At 62.1% G+C, this 19,382-nt stretch carries 18 protein-coding genes; 10 read left to right on the top strand and 8 right to left on the bottom strand.

Annotated features, from left to right (window positions below):
* Positions 1–118 precede the first annotated feature (118 nt).
* From ptaA to ACW9IB_RS05260, 7 genes are all read left to right on the top strand, one after another.
* Positions 119–1,204: a pyoverdine biosynthesis transaminase PtaA gene (ptaA, locus tag ACW9IB_RS05230; protein ID WP_457412619.1), complete on the top strand. Its 1,086-nt coding sequence runs from the start codon at positions 119–121 to the stop codon at positions 1,202–1,204.
* A 197-nt stretch (positions 1,205–1,401) separates the two neighbouring features.
* Positions 1,402–2,109: a LuxR C-terminal-related transcriptional regulator gene (locus ACW9IB_RS05235; RefSeq protein ID WP_457365844.1), complete on the top strand. Its 708-nt coding sequence runs from the start codon at positions 1,402–1,404 to the stop codon at positions 2,107–2,109.
* 254 nt (positions 2,110–2,363) lie between these two features.
* Positions 2,364–3,434 (top strand): fatty acid desaturase, encoded by a 1,071-nt coding sequence (locus tag ACW9IB_RS05240; protein WP_457412621.1) that lies wholly within the window; start codon positions 2,364–2,366, stop codon positions 3,432–3,434.
* A 3-nt stretch (positions 3,435–3,437) separates the two neighbouring features.
* Positions 3,438–4,409 (top strand): proline dehydrogenase family protein, encoded by a 972-nt coding sequence (locus ACW9IB_RS05245; protein ID WP_457412623.1) that lies wholly within the window; start codon positions 3,438–3,440, stop codon positions 4,407–4,409.
* Between the two features lie 13 nt (positions 4,410–4,422).
* The gene (locus ACW9IB_RS05250; RefSeq protein WP_457412625.1) at positions 4,423–5,673 is read left to right on the top strand and encodes an ATP-grasp domain-containing protein; all 1,251 of its coding nucleotides are present in this window, start codon (positions 4,423–4,425) and stop codon (positions 5,671–5,673) included.
* The gene (locus tag ACW9IB_RS05255; protein ID WP_457412627.1) at positions 5,673–6,878 is read left to right on the top strand and encodes an MFS transporter; all 1,206 of its coding nucleotides are present in this window, start codon (positions 5,673–5,675) and stop codon (positions 6,876–6,878) included. The genes ACW9IB_RS05250 and ACW9IB_RS05255 overlap by 1 nt, the downstream gene beginning before the upstream one ends.
* A gap of 1 nt (position 6,879) precedes the next feature.
* Positions 6,880–7,998 carry an aminotransferase class V-fold PLP-dependent enzyme gene (locus ACW9IB_RS05260; protein WP_457365839.1) on the top strand — a complete coding sequence of 373 codons (1,119 nt, stop codon included), beginning with the start codon at positions 6,880–6,882 and terminating at the stop codon, positions 7,996–7,998.
* A gap of 10 nt (positions 7,999–8,008) precedes the next feature.
* Here the strand turns inward: ACW9IB_RS05260 and ACW9IB_RS05265 are convergent, their stop codons facing one another.
* From ACW9IB_RS05265 to ACW9IB_RS05285, 5 genes are all read right to left on the bottom strand, one after another.
* Complete coding sequence (locus ACW9IB_RS05265) at positions 8,009–8,725, bottom strand: hypothetical protein (RefSeq protein WP_457412629.1); 717 nt, start codon at positions 8,723–8,725, stop codon at positions 8,009–8,011.
* A gap of 82 nt (positions 8,726–8,807) precedes the next feature.
* A complete protein-coding gene (locus ACW9IB_RS05270) occupies positions 8,808–9,062 on the bottom strand; it encodes a Txe/YoeB family addiction module toxin (protein ID WP_457412631.1) in 255 nt (84 codons plus the stop codon).
* Positions 9,059–9,313, bottom strand: coding sequence for a type II toxin-antitoxin system prevent-host-death family antitoxin (locus tag ACW9IB_RS05275; RefSeq protein WP_457365837.1), 255 nt, complete (start codon positions 9,311–9,313; stop codon positions 9,059–9,061). Before ACW9IB_RS05275 ends, ACW9IB_RS05270 begins: the two co-directional genes overlap by 4 nt.
* Before the next feature lie 146 nt (positions 9,314–9,459).
* The gene (locus ACW9IB_RS05280) at positions 9,460–10,710 is read right to left on the bottom strand and encodes a 2-aminoadipate transaminase (RefSeq protein WP_457412633.1); all 1,251 of its coding nucleotides are present in this window, start codon (positions 10,708–10,710) and stop codon (positions 9,460–9,462) included.
* A gap of 83 nt (positions 10,711–10,793) precedes the next feature.
* A complete protein-coding gene (locus tag ACW9IB_RS05285; protein WP_457365835.1) occupies positions 10,794–11,693 on the bottom strand; it encodes a LysR substrate-binding domain-containing protein in 900 nt (299 codons plus the stop codon).
* Between the two features lie 143 nt (positions 11,694–11,836).
* On the opposite strand from ACW9IB_RS05285, the gene ACW9IB_RS05290 reads away from it, so the two are divergent.
* Entirely contained in the window at positions 11,837–12,865 is a 1,029-nt protein-coding gene (locus tag ACW9IB_RS05290) for an amino acid ABC transporter substrate-binding protein (RefSeq protein ID WP_457412634.1), read from the top strand.
* A gap of 11 nt (positions 12,866–12,876) precedes the next feature.
* Here ACW9IB_RS05290 and ACW9IB_RS05295 read toward each other — a convergent pair whose 3' ends face one another.
* From ACW9IB_RS05295 to ACW9IB_RS05305, 3 genes are all read right to left on the bottom strand, one after another.
* Positions 12,877–13,890, bottom strand: coding sequence for a diguanylate cyclase (locus tag ACW9IB_RS05295; RefSeq protein ID WP_457412636.1), 1,014 nt, complete (start codon positions 13,888–13,890; stop codon positions 12,877–12,879).
* A 119-nt stretch (positions 13,891–14,009) separates the two neighbouring features.
* Positions 14,010–15,899, bottom strand: a complete 1,890-nt coding sequence (locus tag ACW9IB_RS05300; protein ID WP_457412637.1) for an alkaline phosphatase D family protein — start codon at positions 15,897–15,899, stop codon at positions 14,010–14,012.
* Between the two features lie 463 nt (positions 15,900–16,362).
* The gene (locus ACW9IB_RS05305; RefSeq protein ID WP_457412638.1) at positions 16,363–17,151 is read right to left on the bottom strand and encodes an MlaA family lipoprotein; all 789 of its coding nucleotides are present in this window, start codon (positions 17,149–17,151) and stop codon (positions 16,363–16,365) included.
* A 164-nt stretch (positions 17,152–17,315) separates the two neighbouring features.
* Between ACW9IB_RS05305 and ACW9IB_RS05310 the strand changes: the two genes are divergently transcribed.
* Positions 17,316–18,026, top strand: coding sequence for a response regulator (locus ACW9IB_RS05310; protein WP_457412639.1), 711 nt, complete (start codon positions 17,316–17,318; stop codon positions 18,024–18,026).
* Positions 18,023–19,342: a HAMP domain-containing sensor histidine kinase gene (locus tag ACW9IB_RS05315; RefSeq protein ID WP_457412640.1), complete on the top strand. Its 1,320-nt coding sequence runs from the start codon at positions 18,023–18,025 to the stop codon at positions 19,340–19,342. The genes ACW9IB_RS05310 and ACW9IB_RS05315 overlap by 4 nt, the downstream gene beginning before the upstream one ends.
* Positions 19,343–19,382: the final 40 nt, after the last annotated feature.

A 19,382-nucleotide genomic window follows, 5' to 3' on the forward strand; every position in this document is an offset into this window, starting at 1 on the left:
CTTCGAGAGAAGCGCGGGGCTTTTTCTTGGGCACGGGTTAAATCCGTCGAGGTTTTTCTCGTCATACCCCTCTGTACGCGCTGTGCGAATCCATCACTCGGCTCAAGGAGCAGTCACCATGGTCAGCGTAAGTCGTCGTTCTCTGCTTGCCCTGGGCGCAGCCCTGCCGTTGCTCGGCCGCCTGGACCTGGCCGTGGCCGGCCCGGCGCCGGCCACCCCGGACAAAGTGCGCCTGAACTACAACGAAAGCCCCTATGGCCCGTCCGCCACCGCGCGCGAGGCGATGCAGCGCGGCATTGCCACGGCCGGCCTCTACCCTTACGGACACATGTACGCCCTGGCCGCGCAGTTTGCTCGTCTTCAAGGAATCGATGAAGATCAGGTCGCCGTGTTTTCCGGCTCGATGGCCGCCCTGCGCTATGCGGTGCTGGCGTTCACCAGCCAGACCCGAGGCCTGGTGATGGGCACGCCGTCCTATGAAGTGCCGCGCCAGGCGGCCGAAGCCTGGAAGGCACCGGTACAGGAAGTGAACCTCACCGCCGAACACGCCCACGACGTGCCGGCGATGCTCGCTGCCGATCCCCAGGCCGGCATGCTCTACCTCTGCAACCCCAACAACCCCACCGGCACCCTGACCCCAACCGAGGCCATCCGCGAGGCACTGGCAAACAAACCCAAGGGCAGCGTGCTGGTGGTGGACGAGGCCTATATCGATTTCTCCGACGCACCCAGCTGCGTGAGTTGGGTCAAGGCGCATGACGACCTGCTGGTGCTGCGTACCTTCTCGAAAATCTACGGCATGGCCGGCGCCCGTGTAGGCCTGGCGATCGGTCACCCGGCGCTGCTGGAGCGCCTGGCGGTGTTCGGTGGTGACAACGTGCCCGCCGGCCCCAGCCTGCTCGCCGCCCGCGCGAGTCTCGACGACGTCAAACTGCTGCCCCAGCGCAAGGCGCTCAATGCCAAGGCGCGCGACGAGACCATCGCCTGGCTCCAGGCTCGCGGTTTCACCTGCACGCGGTCCCACAGCAACTGCTTCATGATCGACGTGAAACGCCCTGCCGAAGAGGTCATCGAGCAACTGGCGGCCCAGGGCGTGCTGGTCGGGCGGGTGTGGAAAAACTGGCCGCAGTGGGTACGCGTCACCGTGGGCAGTGCGCAGCAAATGCAGCGGTTCCGCGAAGTGTTCGCGTCGCAGGTGGCTTGATTCGACGGATTGCGCTGCCCCATGGTCGCCCCGCCATGGGAAGCACTGGACAAGGTCTGTAGGGCGTGTTTCATTCTCGTTGTTGCGTAAGGATATTTCTTACGGTGTGAGTCGGCTCCGGGCGGGGCGCTTTGGGATTGATGTGGTCCCGGCAGAACGCTAGCCTCACCCGTAGTCACTCATCAGGGACGAGATTCATGCGAAGCAATGGCCAACCCGACAACACCTCCCCACTTCAGCCCGCCGACGTGCGTCAATTGCTCGATGCGGAGCTGACCCGACGCGGCCTGGGGCACTTCGAGGTCTACCAGTGCGGGCCGACGCTGGACGAGGCCGAGATCATCACCAATTATCCCGATGCCCTGGACCGTGCCGACTCGGCCGACGACTTCTACCAGCGCGGCCAGTTGCTCTCTTTGTCCAAGGGGCGGGTCAAACCGTTTTTCTGGAGCGACGAAAACCTGCTGGCCCCTGCCGAGCAAGCCGTGCCGGTCCCTGGCCCTTGCGCACCGGTGGAGGAGGGGGCGAGTTTCATCGTGCACGGCAACCGTGGGTTCTACTCCATCCTCAACCTGTGCAGCTTCGGCGAAGGCCAGCAGTTTCGTGACACCGTGCTGGCGAACAAGAGCGAGCTGCAAATGTTGCTGGTTTCGGTCTACGACGAAGCGCTGGAGAACTGTGCGCCTCCTGCGTCCCAGCAAAGCGTGCTGACCCCGCGCGAAACCGAAGTGCTGTCATGGACCAGCCTGGGCAAAACATATAACGAGATCGCGCTGTTGACCTCCATGAGCCCGCGCACGGTCAAGTTCCACATGAAAAACGTCTTCGACAAACTGGACGTTACCAACGGCAAATCCGCCATTCGCAAGGCCCTGCAACTGGGCTATATCCGCGAACAAGCCTGATCCCTTCCGTTTGACCCAACGCCCGCCTGCGCCCTTGCGCAGGCGGGCGTTCGCGTGTGCGCGTCACGCTGGCCTACCTGTCTAAAAGGGCAGCTTGTTAGCGATAGGGCGGTGCTTTAGCTTTTTTTGCAGCCGATGAGTTTAGCTCAGGCCAAAAAAACGTTAGCCGCAACCCCCAAAAAAATGCCCGGACCGGCAATGAGCCTTTTGTCCGGGCGGGGTGTTGCAGCGTGCCGCTTAATTATGGAGTGATTATGCTGGTCGATCAGAACAAAGCACCTGTTGGCGAATACGCCGCGGGCATTTCCCGGGAGACCTTCGGGATGCTCAAACACCTGTGCAAAAAAGACAACTATCACTGGGCTATCGCGCTGGGCAAGGACTACGCAATCATCGCCTTTGCCATCTACCTCTCGCTGGGGATCAGCTACTGGTTCTACCCGGTTTCACTGTTTTTGATTGGCACCACGCAGCGTGCCCTGGCCAATGTGTTGCACGAATCGGCCCACAAGCTGTTGGCGCAGAACCGCTTTATCAACTGGGTCTCCGGCACCTTTCTGTCCGGTTACCTGATCTTCCACCTGCACCAGTCCTATAGCAATTCGCACATCAAGAACCACCATGTGCACCTGGGCCACCCGGAAAAAGACCCCGACTACAACTTCCACCTCAAGTGCGGTCTGTACGACGTTCGGCAGAGTGAGCGCGAGTTCTTCCTGAAAAACGTGCTGCTGGCACTTTCCGGCTACCGCACCGTGCAATACATCCGTTACATCATCAAGGACCGCGTCAAAGCCCAGGGTTCGGACAGGATCATCCGCAACGAACGCCTCATGCTGTGGACCTACTGGGCGGTGATCTTCGCTGCCGCCGCCGCGTTCGGCGTGGTCACTGAACTGCTGCTGTTCTGGCTGGTGCCGCTGTTCACCACTGCCGTGGCGGTGGGCTGGATCATCGAGCTGGCCGAACACTACCCGCTGCCGGCCGCCGAGACCGAGAAGCTGCTGCTGACCCGCAACCGCAAAGGCAACGCGCTGGAGAACTTCTTCTTCGGCCGCCATGACGACAACTACCACCTGGTGCACCACCTGCACCCGGCCATTCCCCACTGGAACATGCGCAAGGCCCATGAGCTGCTGATGTCGCACCCCGAGTACGCCCGTTGGGACAACCTCTGGGCCGGGATCTTCACCCGTGACCGTCAGAGCCGCCACAAGGAAACCATGCTCAGCTACGCCGCCAAGTTCCGCGCGCACAAGCTCGCCAACCATGCCGACGACTCGAGTTTCGCCCGGCGCATGCTCAACCAGGCCTACGGGGTTTAAGCCATGACCGACATCGATAACAGCCTGCTGGCGACCCTGGCCCTGAAAAAACTCGCGGCCAACAAGACCTACCGCGACCTGTTTCTGGCCAGCGACACCCTGCGCGATTTCCTGCGTCCGGCGGCCCTGCGCTACATCATTTCCGAAGACCGCCTGGAGATGCTCGACAAACTGGCCGCCCTGCAAGGCAAGGGCTACCGCACGGGCGTCGAATACGTCGGCGAAGAGGCCACCACCCTGGCCGAAGTCACCACGGCCACTGAGGAATACCTCAAGCTGATCGACCTGATGGCGCTGCACCCCACGCTGGCCGAACCGCCGCAACTGGGCTTCGACCTGTCCAACGTCGGCACCATTATTTCCCGTGATCTGGCGATCGAGAACTGCTCGAAAATCCTTACCCATGCCGCCGACAAGGATGTCGGCGTGATCCTCAGCATGGAACGTTCGCAATGGACCGACTCGATCCTGGACATCTTCCTGCACCTGAGCGCGCGCTTTCCCAACCTGGGCATCACCCTTCAGGCGCAGCTCAACCGTACCCCGGATGACCTCGGCGCCATCCTTGAGACCGGCTGCAAGGTGCGCCTGGTCAAGGGCGTCTATGCCGAGCCGGCAGCCATTGCCTTGCCCCGTGGCGCGCAACTGAACGAGCGATATCTCGGGCTGCTGGACCGCATCAACGGCGCCAGCCCGCGCTACGCCTTCGCCACCCAGGACCCACTGCTGGTCGAGGAGATTCTCGCCAGTGGCATCGCCCACCGTGGCGAGCTGGAGATGCTCCACGGCGTGCGCCCCGAGCTGATCAAGGCGGTCAAGGACCAAGGCAGGGTCAAGACGCGCGTCTCCGCGGTCTACGGCACCAACTGGTACCTGCACTTGCTGCATCGCGTGGCGGAGTTCCCGCAGAACATTTTCCTGGCGCTGGACGACGTGGCGTCGCCACGACCTTCCGAAACCGCCACTTTTTACTGAAGAGGACATCCTCATGAAGCCGTACGTTGCCCTGGTTGACGTCTACTCGAGCGGTAACTTCCTGCCGCAATTCTTTCGCGAGGCCGGTGTGGGGCTGATTCATGTGCAAAGCACGCCCGAGCTGATGCCCAGCATGCTCGGGCCGAACCTGGCCGAGTTCGAACACAACCTGATTTTCAACGGCAGCGCCGATGCGGTCGTGCGCCGCCTGCGCGATTTCAACGTAGTCGCGGTGATCGCCGGCCAGGAGCCGGGCGTGCCGTTCGCCGACTACTTGAGCGAGCAGCTGCAACTGCCGACCTCCAACGGCAGCGCCGGCTCCCGGGCCCGTCGCGACAAGTTCGAGATGATCAATAAGGTCGCTGCCGCCGGCCTGCTGACCGCGCGGCAGATCAAGTCCGCCGACCCTGCCGAACTGCTGGCGTGGGTGGAGGCCGGGCACGTGTTTCCGTGTGTGATCAAACCGCTGAGTTCGGCGTCGACCGATGGGGTTTCGATCTGCCACACCCTCGACGATGTGAAGCGTGCCTGCACCGAGGTGGTGTCCAACCTGGACATCTTCGGGCTGGCCAACACCGAAATTCTCTGCCAGTCGTACCTCAAGGGCCCGGAATACATCGTCGACACCGTCAGCCGCGACGGGCAGACCTACGTGTGCGGTATCTGGCGCTACGTGAAGCGTGAAATCAGCGGCGGCAAGAACATCTATGACCGCGACGTGCTGATCGCCTCAGACAGCCCCGAAGCCAATGCGCTGGTGCACTACATCGTGCAGGTGCTCAAGGCGCTGGGTATCGACAACGGCCCGGCCCACTCCGAAGTGATCCTCACCGAGGGCGGCCCTGCGCTGGTGGAAGTGGGCGCGCGCCTGAACGGCAACATGGAGCCCAACTTCCACGACATCAGCCTGGGCGCCAACCAGGCGCAACTGACGTACCTGGCCTATTGCGACGGTGAAACCTTCAAGGCCCGTTATGCCGGCAAGCGTTATCGCAAGCTCAAGGAAGCGTGCGTGATCAACACCGACACCACGCTGCAAGGCGAGGTGACGGGCTTCAACGAAGCGGCCATCCACCTCATCGAAGCATTGCCATCGGTGCACAAGCTGAGCGTGAAGTACAAGGCCGGCAAGCTGATGAAGAAGACCGTGGACCTGCTCAGCAGCCCGCTGCGGGTGTTCCTGTTGTCGGAGAACCAGCGTGAAATCGACCAGGACTATGAACAGATCCGTCAGTACAAAGACAACGTCTATGTGATCCGCTGATGGGTACTTATCGCGCGTTACGCGGGCTCAACGCTCGGCTGCAGTCGCTGTTCCTGATCACCCTGGTGTTCCGCATGGGCACCATGGCGTTTCCCTTCTACGCGGCGTACCTGATTCACCAGCACGCCGTGTCGGCGGGCACCGCCGGCTTGCTGGTGGGCGTGTATGGCGCGGGTGCGCTGTTCGTGGACCTGATCATCGGCGCAGTGATCAAGCGCTTCACCGCCGGCCGGGTGATCCTCGGCTCGCTGTTGCTCAACGCCGTGCTCCTGCTGGTGATCCCGTCGGTGGATAACACCGCCGCGCTGTTCGTGTTGTCGTTCCTCTGGGGCGGCTGTTACGAGGCGTTCACCCCGGCGACGTTCTCCGAGACGGTGACCCACAGCAGCAGCGAGACGCGCAAAGTGGCGTTCTCGTGCAACCGTCTGGCGATCAATATCGGCATGGCGATCGGGCCACTGTTGGGCAGCCTGATTTTCCTGAGCAATGCCGACGCGGTGTTCTACCTCAATGCCGGGTTGTCCTTGGTGGCATTCGCGGCGTGCCTGTGGTTCGGGCGTGCGGTGCCGGCGGTCGCAGGGCAGGGCGCGGCCGTGGTGGGCAAGGGCAACGGCTTGCCCGAGACCGCGCCGTTCGAGCGCTCGCGCTTGCTGGTGATCCTGCTGGCCGCCTTGCCGGTGCATGTGGCCTACGCGCTGCCGCCGACGTTTCTGTCGGCCTACATCATCAATTACACCGAGCTGCCGGCGTACTACGTCGGCGTCATCTTTTTCATCAATGCGCTGCTGGTGATCCTCTTCGAAGTGCCGATCAACCAGCGCATGGCGCACCTGTCGAGCAGCCGCTCGCTGGTGGCGGGCTTCCTGGTGGCGGGCGTCGGGTTCTTCCTGATGGGCTTCAGCCACCTTGGCGCGCTGTTGCTGGTGGCCACCGTGTTGTGGAGCCTGGGCGAGATGATCGTGTTTCCGGGCATTACCCACTACGTCAGCAGCATCTCCAGCCGCCACACCGTGGACCGCAACCTCGGCTACTACTCGGCGGGGGTCAATATCGGGGTGATGATCACACCGTCGCTGGCCTTCATGCTGGTGTCACGGCCTGAACTGCCCTCGCCCTGGCTGCTGGCCGGTACCGTGCTGTTGCTGTTCGCCGTGGCGGTGGGGGTGATGAAAAGCTCGACTCTTTTGTGGAACAAGGAAGCCTGAGATGAACCTTGTGCATTTGAACACCGCCGGCGCGGGCCTGATGTCCCCGGCGACTCTGGACGCCATGCAGCGTTTCACCGCCAGTGAGGCGCGTATCGGCAGCTACGAGACTGAACTGGCCTACGACACGTTGCTCAATGTCGACCTGTATCGCGTCGCTGCCGGGCTGCTGAATGCGCAGCCGTCGGACATCGCGTTCTTCAGCAGTGCCACCGAAGCCTGGACCAGCATCCTTGGCAAGCTGGAGTTTCCAAGGGGCGCGCGGGTGTGGGTGTCGACGTCGGAATACGCGGCGAACCTGATCTTTTTCAATTACCTCAAGCAGTCGCGCGAGATTCGCGTCGAAGTGATCCCCACCACGCCGACCAGCCCCTTGGACCTGGATTGGGTGCGCCGCCACCTGGATGACGAGGTGTTTCTGGTCAGCGTGTCGCACCTGCCATCGTGCTGCGGGGTGATCAACCCGGTGCAAGCGTTGGGCGCGCTGCTCAAGGACTCCGGCGCGCTGTATGTGGTGGATGCCTGCCAGTCCCTGGGGCAATTGCCGCTTAACGTGCGGGATATCCACTGTGACCTGCTGACCGGCGCCGGTCGCAAGTTTCTCTGCGGTCCGCGTGGCAGCGGCATTGCTTATGTCTCGCCGCGCTTGCTCAACCGGCTGCGATTGAATTTCGCCGACCTGCACGCCGCCAGCACCGACGGCCAGGTCAACCGGGTGGAGGTAGCGGGGGCGCGGGTATTGGAGATTGCCGAGAAGAGTTTTTCGGCGTTGGTGGGATTGCACACGGCATTGCAGGAGTTCGCGCAGGTGGAGGCCGAGGTGAACACCGAGCCCTATGCCCTGCTGGTGCAGGAGCTCTGGCGCATGCCCCGGTTGCAACTGATGTGCGACCAGTTTCGGCAAACCGGGATTGCCTCGTTCGTACCGCGTAACCTGGCGGCCAAGGCGTTTGTCGGCCAGGCCCGCGAGTTGGGCCTCAACCTGTGGGCGGGCACCGCCGCCCATACGCCGTTATTGCTCAAGGACCTGGGCGCGACACATTTCGTGCGCGCTTCGGTGGGTCGGCACGTGACGCTACAGCAGGTGGAGCAGGCCGTGAGCATCCTGCGCACGTTGTAGCGTCAACAGGTTACTGAGCGGCGATGGCGTAACCGTCAAAGGCGCTTTGCTGTTGCAGGGCGGTGATGATGCTCTTGCGGGTGACCGGCTGCTCCACGCCACTGTTGTCGACGAAGGTTTCGCTTTCCAGCTCGGCGTCGTTGCCTTCACCCACGAACGCGAAGCCGAGGAACTCGAAGGCTTCGCGGTCGACGCTGGGCTTGGAGCGTGGCGTGCGCAGCGGCAGGGTGACGCTGATGCCATCCTTGCTGATCACGAACACTTCGGTGTCTTTCTTGGCCCGTGCGGCCTTGCTCTTGCCGGCGCTCGGGTTGCTGATGGCCTGGTGGCTCTGGTTCAGCACCTTGAGGGCCAGGCCGTAGACCAGTTCCTGAAATGCCGGGTCGTCCTTGAAGCTGGACAGGATGCGGCTGATCGAGAACTGGCTGCTGAGGTTTTCCAGGGCGGCGTTGTCGGCGGCTTCGGCGTCCTTCAATTGCTTGAGCTGGCCCATCAGCTCGTAGGCCTTGTCGTCATCGAAGGCGTCATGGGCCTGGCGAATGGCCGCGCGCAGTTCGCGGATCTGGTCGCTTTCTTTGGAGGTGTGAAAGGCGTCCAGCACCATCTCACTGATGATCTTGGCCGCAGGCACATGCTGTGAAAGATTGATGGCGTTTTCGTATTGGGCCTTGGATTGCAAGGTGACCACGAGGGCTTCGGCGGATTCTTCGGTGTACGAATCGGACATTGAAATTTCACTACTTCAGTAAACGGAAAAAAGCGTCGGGCATTTTCAGGGGGGAGGGGAGTCAGGTCAAGGCAGCCGGCTGTCAGTAGTGATAGCGGCACATCAGGATTTGCACCTCATCGTCTTCGAATCCATACACAAGGCGATGCTCGGCAGTGATTCGTCGTGACCAGAAACCACTCAGGTTGTGTTTGAGGGGTTCGGGCTTGCCAACGCCGTCAAACGGATCTCTTTGGATAGCCTTGATCAGCAGGTTTATTCGCTTGAGCCCTGCTTTGTCGTTTTGTTGAAACCAGAGATAGTCGTCCCATCCCTCGGGGGTAAACAGAATTTTCATTCTTCTATCAACCGCCTTGGTTTGGCTTTACCGCCTCGCAAACTGTTGATCGAGTTGATGAGGCGCTCGGCATTTTTAGGCGAGCGCAACAGATAAGCCGTCTCTTCGAGCGCATTGAATTCTGATAGGGAAATCATCACTACGGGTTCGCCTTTTTGTCGGGTCAGCAGCAGCGGGATGTGATCTTCGTTTACCCGATCCATCGTGTCGGATAGATGAGCGCGGGCTTTGGTGTAGTTGATGGTTTCCATAATCATGTCCTAGGTTGATGAGCGGAACGTACAGAAATAAGTACATGTTCTCAAGCGGCATCTTATCAACGGTCAAGTGCTCTGCTCGATCAGCCATTCGGTTCTGACTTGCAAGTCCACGGCAGTCGCCCTGTTGATGCCCGTTGTTAACTCAATTGCCTGAGGCACGCCTCAAGCCGATCCAACCCCTCTTCCAGCACCGCCAGCTCAATGGTCAGTGGCGCCAACAGGCGGATGATGTGCCGCGACTTGCCGCTGGGCATCAGCAGCAACCCCGCGTCCCGTGCCAGGCTGAGCAGTTGGCTGAGTTGCCGGGGCGCGGGGCTGCCGTCGGCGTGGGCCAGTTCGATGCCGCGCATGGCGCCGACACCGGTAAGACGACCCAGGTAGGGCGACAGCCTTTGCGCATGCCATTGTTCATAGCGGCTGACGATGGCTTCTTCCTGCTGCGAGCCCCAGGCGCTCAGGTGCTCGTCGGTCATTGCATCGAGGGTGGCCAGCGCCGCCGCGCACGCGATGGGGTTGCCCGAGTAGGTGCCACCCAGGCCGCCCTTGGGCAGGTTGTCGAGCAACGTCTTGCGGCCCACCACGGCGCCCAGCGGCACGCCGCCGGCAATGCTTTTGCCGAGCAGGAGCAGGTCCGGCTCGATGCCCAGGCGCGAGAAGGCGAAACGCGCGCCGGTGCGACCGAACCCCGACTGGATTTCATCGGCGATCAGCAGGATGTTTTTCTCGTCGCAGAAGCGCCGCAGGGCCTGGGCGAACTCGACGTCCAGGGCCAGGAAACCGCCTTCGCCCTGCACCGGCTCGATGATGAAACAGGCTACATCGTCGACATCCAGTTCCACGCTGAACAGGCGGTCCATGGCCTTGAGCGCTTCAGCGCAGGTCACGCCGTTGTCGGCGCTGGGGTAGGGCAGGTGGTACACCGGGCCGGGCAGTACGCCGACTTTTTGCTTGTAGGGAGCGACCTTGCCATTGAGGTTGAGGGTGGCCAGGGTGCGGCCGTGGAAGGCGCCGTCGAAGGCGATCACCGCCGTACGGCCCGTAGCGCCGCGCACGATCTTCAAGGCGTTTTCCGCCGCTTCCGCCCCGCTGTTGGTGAGCATGCCGCTGACCGGGTAGCTCACCGGAATGAACCCCGTCAGGCGATCCATCAGTTCGAGGTAGGGCGCATGGGGCGCAGCGTTGAAGGCGTAGTGGGTCAGACGGGTGGCTTGTTCGCGAATCGCCTCCACGACGCCCGGGTGACAATGCCCGAGGTTGAGCACCCCGATGCCGCCGACAAAGTCGATGTAGCGTTTGCCCGCCGTGTCCCAGACTTCGGCGTTCTTGCCGTGGCTGAGGCTGATGGGGTGAACGATGGAAATCGACTGGCTGATGGTTTCGCGGCTCATGACTCTCGGACTCGGCAAGGGCGGGCTTCTTTTTATCTAAGCCGGGCGCCTGCCCTTGCCGCAAACGAAATAAAGTCGCCGGGTCATGACTGAAAGTCGGGATGTGCCTTCACATAGTCGACCATCCACTTCAGGAAAGCCTTCACCTTGGGGATGTCGCCGGCATGCTCGGCATGGGCGATGAAGTGCGCACCGGCGCTGGGCATCGCGTAGTCCCAGGGGATCGTCAAACTGCCCGCGGCCAGTTCTTCGGCCACCAGGTATTGCGGCACCAGCGCCACGCCGTATCCCGATTGCGCGGCGCGAATGCACATGTAGAACGTGTCGAAGCGCGGCCCGTGGTAGCTGTTCTGCGAATGCAGGCCCTGCTCCAGGAACCATTCATGCCAGGCCTCCGGGCGTGAAGTGCATTGCAACAGGGTGTGATGGGACGAGGCGTCGCTGCCCGGCGCGACAAAACCCGGCGCGCACACCGGTACCACGGCTTCGCGAAACAGCTCGATGCACGTCGCACCCGGCCACGCACCCTGGCCAAAGAAAAACGCAATATCGGCCTTGGCTTGCAGTACGTCGAAGGGCTCCAGCTCGTTGCGCACGTCCAGGTGAATGGTCGGGTGCCGGGCGGCGAAGTCCTTGAGCTTGGGCACCAGCCAGCGATCACCGAAGGTGGGTTGGGTGGCGATGCGCAGCACTTCGGTCTCGCCGCCGTAGGTGAGGATATAGCGGCTGGAGATATCCACCTGGTTGAGGATCTTGCGCACTTCGGCCAGGTACAGCGCGCCGGCCGGCGACAGGTACAGGCGCTGGCGCACCCGTTCGAACAGGTTGTGGCAGAGCATTTCTTCCAGCTGGGCCACCTGCTTGCTCACCGCGCTCTGGGTGAGGTGCAGCTCTTCGGCGGCGCGGGTGAAACTCAGGTGGCGGGCGGCGGCTTCGAAGCACTGCAAGGCCGTCATCGAAGGGGTCAAGCGTTTTGAAATCATGCAGTTCATTCCAAATCGGAAGGAGCCTTTGCCTAAAGGTCGTTTGTGGCAGCGGTGTAAAGCCGTCGATACTGCCCGCCAGCACTATAAACCGGCGCGGGCTGTGCAGCGCCGAATAATAAAGTTCGCAGGGAGTGCCTCGCATGAAAAACCTCAAGACCACCTTGGCCGCCATTATCGCCGCCGCAACCCTGGGCCTGGCTGCCGGCGCCCAGGCGGGTACAACGTTGGACGCCATCCAGAAAAAGGGTTTCATCCAGTGCGGCGTCAGCGACGGTTTGCCGGGCTTCGGCGTGCCGGACAGCAAGGGCAAGATGATCGGCATCGATGTGGACGTGTGCCATGCCGTCGCCGCTGCCGTGTTCGGCGATGCCTCGAAGGTCAAGTTCAGTCAGTTGACCGCCAAGGAGCGTTTCACTGCGCTGCAATCGGGCGAGGTCGACGTGATATCCCGCAACACCACCTGGACCAGCTCCCGCGATGCGGGCATGGGCCTGGTGTTCACCGGCGTGACCTATTACGACGGTATCGGCTTTCTGGTGAACACCAAATTGGGTGTCACGGCGGCCAAACAACTGGACGGCGCCACCGTGTGCCTGCAGGCCGGCACCACCACTGAACTTAATGTTTCTGATTACTTTCGCACCCACGGCATGAAGTACACGCCGATCACTTTCGACACTGCCGATGAAAGCGCCAAGGGCCTGGAGTCGGGGCGCTGCGATGTGCTGACCACCGACCAATCAGGCCTCTACGCGCAACGCATCAAGATGGCCCACCCCGACGAGTTTGTGGTGCTGCCGGAAGTCATCTCCAAGGAGCCTTTGGGGCCGCTGGTGCGCAAGGGCGATGACGAGTGGTTCAGCATCGTCAAGTGGACCCTGTTCGCGATGATCAACGCCGAGGAGATGGGCATTACCTCGCAGAACGTCGAAGAACAGGCCAGAACCACCAAGAACCCGGACATCGCGCGACTGTTGGGCGCCGACGGGGAATACGGCAAGGACCTCAAGCTGCGCAAGGACTGGGTAGTGCAGATCGTCAAGCAGGTGGGGAACTATGGCGAGGTCTTCGAGCGCAACATTGGCCAGGGCAGCGTGCTGAAGATCAAGCGCGGGCTCAATGCGTTGTGGAGCGATGGCGGCATCCAGTACGCGCCGCCGGTTCGATAAGCCTGCAGGCGTTACACGGACACGCTGTCCTTGCCCTTTGCCTTGGCGCGGTACAACGCCTGATCGGCGCGCGCCATCAGGTCGACGGGGGACTCTCCCGGACGGCGCTCGGCCACGCCCAGGCTCAGGGTCACCCGGAAATCGCTGGACACCGGGGTGTTCCTGACCTGCCGGCGAAGCGTCTCGGCCTGCGCGCGCGCGTCCTCCAGTGAGCTGTCAGGCAGCACCACCATGAATTCATCGCCGCCCCAACGGGCCAGCAGGTCGTCGGGGCGCATGCGACTTTCCAGGGCCTCTGCAACCCGTACCAGCGTCTGGTCACCGACGCTGTGGCCATAGCGGTCATTGATCGGTTTGAAATCATCGATGTCCATGGCGATCAGTGCCAGTGGCAAGCGAAAGCGCTCGGCTCGATCAGTGGCCTCCAGCAGAACCTTTTCCAGGCGATAGCGGTTGGCCACGCGCGTCAGGGCATCACGCTCGGCCAGGAAGCGGTTCTCGTCCAGTTGCAATTGCAGTTGCAGGTTGACCCGCGACAACTCGCGCGTGCGCTCGGCCACCAGCGCTTCCAGGGACTGATTGCGCTGTTCGAGCAGTTCGATGGAGTGCTTGCGTGCATGGATATCCCGGTGGGCGCCGACCATGCGCGCCACTGAGCCGTCGGCGTTGCGTGCAATGACGTAGCCACGGTCTTCGATCCACAGGTAGGTGCCATCTTTCTTGCGGCAGCGGTATTCGATTTGGTAATGGGGCGCGCGACGGTGGATGTAGTCATCGAACAGTGTCATGACCTGAGGATAGTCATCGGGATGGATCACGTTTTCCCAGGTGAACACGGTGTTGGCCAGGGCATGGCGGGGGTAGCCCAGCATTTCGTACCAGCCCGGGTTGCGGTAGACGAATCCGGTATTGGCGTTCCAGTCCCAGATGCCGTCGCTGACCAGCTCGAGGATGGTGTGCAGCATGTCGGCATTGAGATGAGCGCAGTCATGGCTCAATGGCGGGGTATCGGGAATATCGTCCATTCGCATGCTCCTTGCGTGAGCGGGCTCCAGCGCCTGTCAGTTTTAATGCCGATACTCCGTGGCTGGGGCTACTGTACAACGGGTGCAAGGCGATTGGGATAGGACATATGTGCTGTTGATCACTGCGGTGGCAGCATGCGGGTGCGGGGTTTGCCATTGGCGTTGTACTGATAAATGGTTTCAGGCTGGCCCTGTTCGTTGAAGAACACCTGGCCAATCCCCGCCGAATTCCACAACCGCTCGCCTGCCCGGGCATGTTCCGGCGTATACGGCACTACCTGCAAGGGGCGTCGGCGGGTGAAGCGGTTGAGGGGCGAGCGGGGTGAGTAGAGCCAGCGGTTAAGGCGGTCGAACCAGTCCAGCAGGCGCGGCGGGAATTCGTTCTTGATGCCGCTGCTGGTGATCTGCCAGATTTTTGGGCCAGCGTTGCGATGGCGGACCAGCACTTCGTAGACGAACGAATAGTGCACGTCACCGGAGAGGATCACGTAGTTGCCCGGTGTACGGGAGTGGCGAAAGATGTTGAGGATGACCTGGGCGGCGCCGCGATGGGCCATCCAGTTTTCGGCGTCCACCAGCAGCGGATGGCCGCACCAACTGAAGATTTTCTGCACGGTCTCGATCAATTTCACGCCAAAGACCGGCGCAGGGGAAACGATGATGGCCGACGGGTGGTCAAGCAGTGCCTGTTGCAGTTCGCTCAAGGCTTCCCAGTCCAGCAGGCCGGAGGGTTGGTGCAAGGCGTGCTCGCTGCGCCAGCGCCGGGTGCGGGTGTCGAGCACCACCAGGGCCGGGCGGGTGGGCAATACGTAGTGCCACTGCTGGAACTTCAGCAGGGCGTCGAGCAGATCATCCTGGGTGTTCGCGTCCAGATGGTTGTCGCAGGCCTGGGTGGTCAAGGCCAGTGTCTGGTCCAGCAACCCGTCGAACACCTCCGGCTGGTTGCCCCAGCCCTGGCACAAGAGATAAGCGAGCAAGGCGTTGCCGATGATGCGCTTGGAGAACGGGTGCCCGTAGGCGGTCTGCTCCCACTGGGCGCTGAGGTTCCAGTCGTCGGTGATGTCGTGGTCGTCGAAGATCATCAGTGTCGACAGGTGCGCGAATACCCGTGCGACCCCTGGCAGGCCCTCGCGAAAGTGATCGAGCTGCGCTTGCTCGCGGGCATAACGTTGTTGTGCTTCGGCACTCAATATCGGTGGCTGTGGGGCGATGAGGCTCCAGGGCACAGGCGACCACACCAGCAGGTACATCGCCAGCACTTCGGCGAAGGTTACCAGGTGGTTGTCCGCCGTGCTGCTGGTGAAGATAGGTTTTTTCACGCCACCGAAGAAGCGCTCGCGCAGCGTCGCATTACTGGCCAGTGCCGGCAGCAGGTCGGCGCGCTGGTAGTAGCTGGCGCGATGGCCGTAGAGGCTGGCGCTGTCGCTGACCACGGCGCCGTCCAGGTATTCATCGAATAAACCCAGGCGTGTGATCAGCGCATGGATGGCGCGCAGCATGGGGCCGGCCACGTCGTCGGCGTACACCTGGTCGCCGCTCATCATCAGCAAGGCCGGGCGTTCGGACGGGCTACTGGCTTCGGCCAGCAGGCGATCGACGCACAGCAGGCCCTCGTCGGCACGGTGGTGGGGTTTGCGGCAGGAGCCGTGGACCAATTGGTGAAGGCGACTATGGAGCACGAAACTCGGGCGAGGGGTGTTGGTGTAGAGCAGGTGCGGGGCCCATTCGGCGATGCCGGTGCCGTCGATGAGCAGGTCATATTCAAGGACTACGTCCTGGGGCAGGTCCTCGTCCAGCAACACATCGACCAGGTGAATGAACGCATGGCGCCCCACGGGGATAACGCGGCAGTGGTCGAGGTTGATCGACAGGAGCCTGGTCGGCAGATGCAGTTCGAGCGTCAGTTCCAGCGCCCGGCTGCCCACCAGCCACAGCACCAGTCGCCGAGGTTCCAGACGTCGCAGCAAGGGGCCGGCCAATACGGCGGGGAGCGGGGCGGAGGACGGCATGCAGGCAGAGGTTCCCTGTTGGATTGAGCCGGCAAGGTTAGCGTGGCGAATGTGATCGTTTTGTTAAGCGCAAACGAAGGGCTGTGCACAGCCCTTCGTTTGTTGGGGGTTAAAGGAGGTAGCCGCGCCCCAGGGAGTCGATGCCTCCTGTGGTCCTGCCCCTGTTCCCTCCCGTGCCCCGGCCTCGGTCGTTGGATTCTGCACCCGGGTTATCGTCGCTCAGGAAGGTCTGAGTCTCATCAATGCTGCGCTTCGTGCGCTGGGGCGCTGCATCATCCTGCTGCAGTGTGGGGTATTGAACGTTGCCCAGTGTGTGATTGATTGCGCCAAGCATGGAAGTTTCCCTCAATAAGTCATGGATGTTTCGCTCTGTGGAGCGAAGCGGGGCCAAACTTATAGAGGTCAGATCGGGTCGGCCATAAACGTCCTGCTGCAAGATATGACGGCCACAGGCGGCCGTCTTTCAGAAGTCGTCGCCAGCGCCTTTTGAGCAGTTGTCGGTCTCGGGCGAGGTCAAGCCGTCCCTGCCCTCCCGCACAAAGGCCGCACGATTGTGTGCCACCACATTGCGCAATGCGCTGTAATAGTCCGGCAGCTTCTGCAGGCTGTCGGTCAGTGGCAACAACGATGCGCGAGTGTCCACCGTACCGCCCACCAGGCTGATGGTGCCCAGCGTCTGCACCGTATCGCTATCGCCCAGCGGCGACACCAGGAAGCTCAGGACTTTACCGGCGGCATCGCGGCTGTTGCCGGTGCCCAGCAGCGGCAACTCGACAATCGGCCCGTTGCCGATACCCCACACGCCGAAAGTCTGGCCGAAATCTGCGGAATGACGCGGGATACCCAGGCGATCCGACACGTCGATCAGCCCCACCACGCCCACGGTGGTGTTGACTGCAAAACGTCCCAGGGTATTGATGGAGCGGCGCGGGTTGCCTTGCAGCAGGTCGTTGATGAACACCTTGGGCTCGCTGAAGTTGCGCGCAAAGTTATGCACACCCTGCTGGAAAAAATCCGGCAGGTAACGGTAACCGCGGGCGACCGGTGCCAGGGCGTAGTTATCCACAGCCCGGTTGAACGCGAACACCCCGCGGTTGACCGGCTCGGCTGGGTCATACACCGGTTGGTCTACCTGTGCGCAGTGGGTGATGGGAGTGACAGGCGCAGGGCTTGCGCAGCCCGTCAGGTAAGACACAGTCAGCAACAGCACGGCCTGGCGAGCCAGATGCTGGGGGTACGTCAGCGAGCGCATGGGCACAGTCTCCGCAAAAGGGAGGCCGATGCTGGCAGCCAAGTCTTGCGCAAAGATGTCTGGTTTATTGCGCGCTCGTCGCTTTATTGCACGATTGAAATATATGACGGGCCGCCTCGAATGGTTTTAGATGACACGTCGAACAACCCGAGGCATGCCTGCCGGTGAGCAACCTTTTGATCGTGGACGATGACCTTGAAGTCCTCGCGCTGTTGAAGAAATTTTTCCTGCAACATGGCTACGGGGTCGAGACCGCAGCCTGTGGCGCCGAGCTGTGGGCTGCGATGGAGCACCGGCCCGCCGACCTGATCATTCTCGACCTGATGCTCCCCGGCGATAACGGCCTGCTGCTGTGCCAACGCCTGCGCCAGCAATACGCCACGCCGGTGATCATGCTTACCGCCATGGGGGAACTCAGTGACCGTGTCGTCGGCCTGGAAATGGGCGCCGACGACTACTTGAGCAAACCTTTCGACGCCCGCGAATTGCTGGCCAGGGTGCGTGCGGTGTTGCGCCGCGCGGGTGAAAGCCGGCCTGCGCCGGGTGAAGCCGCCCGTCCGTTGATCCGCTTTGCCGGTTGGCAGCTGGACCTCACTCGCCGCGAGTTGCGTTCGCCGGACCAGGTGATGATCCCGTTGTCGTCCGGCGAATTCGACCTGCTGCTGGTGTTCGTCGAGCATCCCCAGCGGGTGCTGACCCGTGAACAGTTGCTGAACCTGGCGCGTGGTCATTGTCACGACGCCTTCGACCGCAGCATCGACGTGCAGGTCAGCCGGCTGCGCCGCAAGCTGGAGTTCGATACCAAGCGTCCGGCGATGATCCGCACCGTGCGTAACGGCGGTTACCAGTTCACGGCCAGCGTGACCCGTTCATGAGCCGGCGACCGCGTGACACCGTGGCCCGCTGGATCGCGCTGACCATCCTGATTGCGATGTTGACCGCGCTGGCCTTTAACGCCTTGTTCGTGCAATTGGCGGGCGTCTGGGCGCGGCCACCCTTGACCGAAACCGGCCTGCTGGAAAAGATCGCCGTGGTGGTGCGCGCCATCGAGGCATCGCCGCCCGAACAGCGCACGTATCTGGCTCAGGCGATGGCCGACCCGGGGTTCGGCGTGGACTGGGCGGTTCATCGCGAGGTGTTTGGTTTACCCGTCCTGCAAGACTCCAACTTCCATTCGGGCGAGAACGCCTTCAAGCACCTGCTTCAGGGACCGCCGCGGCCCATGGAAGGTTATGAGCCCGCCGACTGGCCCGGTGATAACGGTCGCTACGCGTTGCTGGTGCAACTGCCGGATCAATCCTGGCTGATGTTCAGCGCTTCTGCGCGCAGTTGGGGCATGTCCGAAGGTGCACGCAGTGTGGTGGTGCTGGTGTTGGTGTTGATTTCCACAGCGTTGGTCACTCTGGTGGCGACCCGTCGCCTGGCGCGCCCGCTGCAACACTTCGCCCAAGGCGCGCGGCGCTTCGGTGCCGATTTTCGCGCCCCGCCCATCGAGCCGGTGGGGCCCCACGAAATCCGTCAAGCGATCCTTGCGTTCAACAGCATGCAGGCGCAGTTGCGGCACTTCATCCAGGACCGCACCCAGATGCTCGCCGCCATTTCCCATGACCTGCGCGCACCCTTGACGCGTTTGCGTCTGCGCGGGGAGTTCATCGAGGATGCCGACCAGCAACAGCGCTTGTTTCGTGATGTCGACGAAATGCAGGCGATGATCAACACCGCCCTGGCGTTCTTCCGTGATGATGCACGCCTGGAACAGGCGACCCAACTGGACTTGGCGGAGCTGTTGCAAACCCTGATCGATGACTACCGTGACCAGGCCATCGACATCACCTTTCGCGGCCCGCCGCGGCTGGTCTACTTTGGCCGGCCCCTGGGGCTCAAGCGAGTGATGACCAACCTGGTGGACAACGCCATCCACTACGGCGTGGCCCCTGAAATCGAGCTGCTGCACAACTCGACAGAGGTGGTAGTACGCGTGCTGGACCGTGGCCCGGGTATCCCGGCTGAACATCGTGAACAGGTGTTTCTGCCGTTCTATCGCCTTGAAGGCTCACGCAACAAAAGCACCGGCGGCACTGGGCTCGGGCTTTCCACCGCACGTGCAATTGTGCTGGAGCACGGTGGCACCCTGACCCTGGCCGAACGCCAGGGCGGCGGCTTGGAAGCGGTGGTGGTGTTGCCTGTCTAGCCGTGAGGTTGTTGTGTTGAGCGGGCAAGCCCGGCTCAAC

It is taken from the genome of Pseudomonas sp. SDO524_S393 (assembly GCF_054071875.1).

Coding starts and splice junctions, on each gene's coding strand:
- ACW9IB_RS05255 (WP_457412627.1), top strand. CDS start 5,673: ATGGGTACTTATCGCGCGTTACGCGGGCTCAACGCTCGGCTGCAGTCG.
- ACW9IB_RS05270 (WP_457412631.1), bottom strand. CDS start 9,062: ATGAAAATTCTGTTTACCCCCGAGGGATGGGACGACTATCTCTGGTTT.
- ptaA (WP_457412619.1), top strand. CDS start 119: ATGGTCAGCGTAAGTCGTCGTTCTCTGCTTGCCCTGGGCGCAGCCCTG.
- ACW9IB_RS05290 (WP_457412634.1), top strand. CDS start 11,837: ATGAAAAACCTCAAGACCACCTTGGCCGCCATTATCGCCGCCGCAACC.
- ACW9IB_RS05280 (WP_457412633.1), bottom strand. CDS start 10,710: ATGAGCCGCGAAACCATCAGCCAGTCGATTTCCATCGTTCACCCCATC.
- ACW9IB_RS05235 (WP_457365844.1), top strand. CDS start 1,402: ATGCGAAGCAATGGCCAACCCGACAACACCTCCCCACTTCAGCCCGCC.
- ACW9IB_RS05240 (WP_457412621.1), top strand. CDS start 2,364: ATGCTGGTCGATCAGAACAAAGCACCTGTTGGCGAATACGCCGCGGGC.
- ACW9IB_RS05315 (WP_457412640.1), top strand. CDS start 18,023: ATGAGCCGGCGACCGCGTGACACCGTGGCCCGCTGGATCGCGCTGACC.
- ACW9IB_RS05260 (WP_457365839.1), top strand. CDS start 6,880: ATGAACCTTGTGCATTTGAACACCGCCGGCGCGGGCCTGATGTCCCCG.
- ACW9IB_RS05300 (WP_457412637.1), bottom strand. CDS start 15,899: ATGCCGTCCTCCGCCCCGCTCCCCGCCGTATTGGCCGGCCCCTTGCTG.
- ACW9IB_RS05275 (WP_457365837.1), bottom strand. CDS start 9,313: ATGGAAACCATCAACTACACCAAAGCCCGCGCTCATCTATCCGACACG.
- ACW9IB_RS05295 (WP_457412636.1), bottom strand. CDS start 13,890: ATGGACGATATTCCCGATACCCCGCCATTGAGCCATGACTGCGCTCAT.
- ACW9IB_RS05305 (WP_457412638.1), bottom strand. CDS start 17,151: ATGCGCTCGCTGACGTACCCCCAGCATCTGGCTCGCCAGGCCGTGCTG.
- ACW9IB_RS05285 (WP_457365835.1), bottom strand. CDS start 11,693: ATGATTTCAAAACGCTTGACCCCTTCGATGACGGCCTTGCAGTGCTTC.
- ACW9IB_RS05265 (WP_457412629.1), bottom strand. CDS start 8,725: ATGTCCGATTCGTACACCGAAGAATCCGCCGAAGCCCTCGTGGTCACC.
- ACW9IB_RS05245 (WP_457412623.1), top strand. CDS start 3,438: ATGACCGACATCGATAACAGCCTGCTGGCGACCCTGGCCCTGAAAAAA.
- ACW9IB_RS05250 (WP_457412625.1), top strand. CDS start 4,423: ATGAAGCCGTACGTTGCCCTGGTTGACGTCTACTCGAGCGGTAACTTC.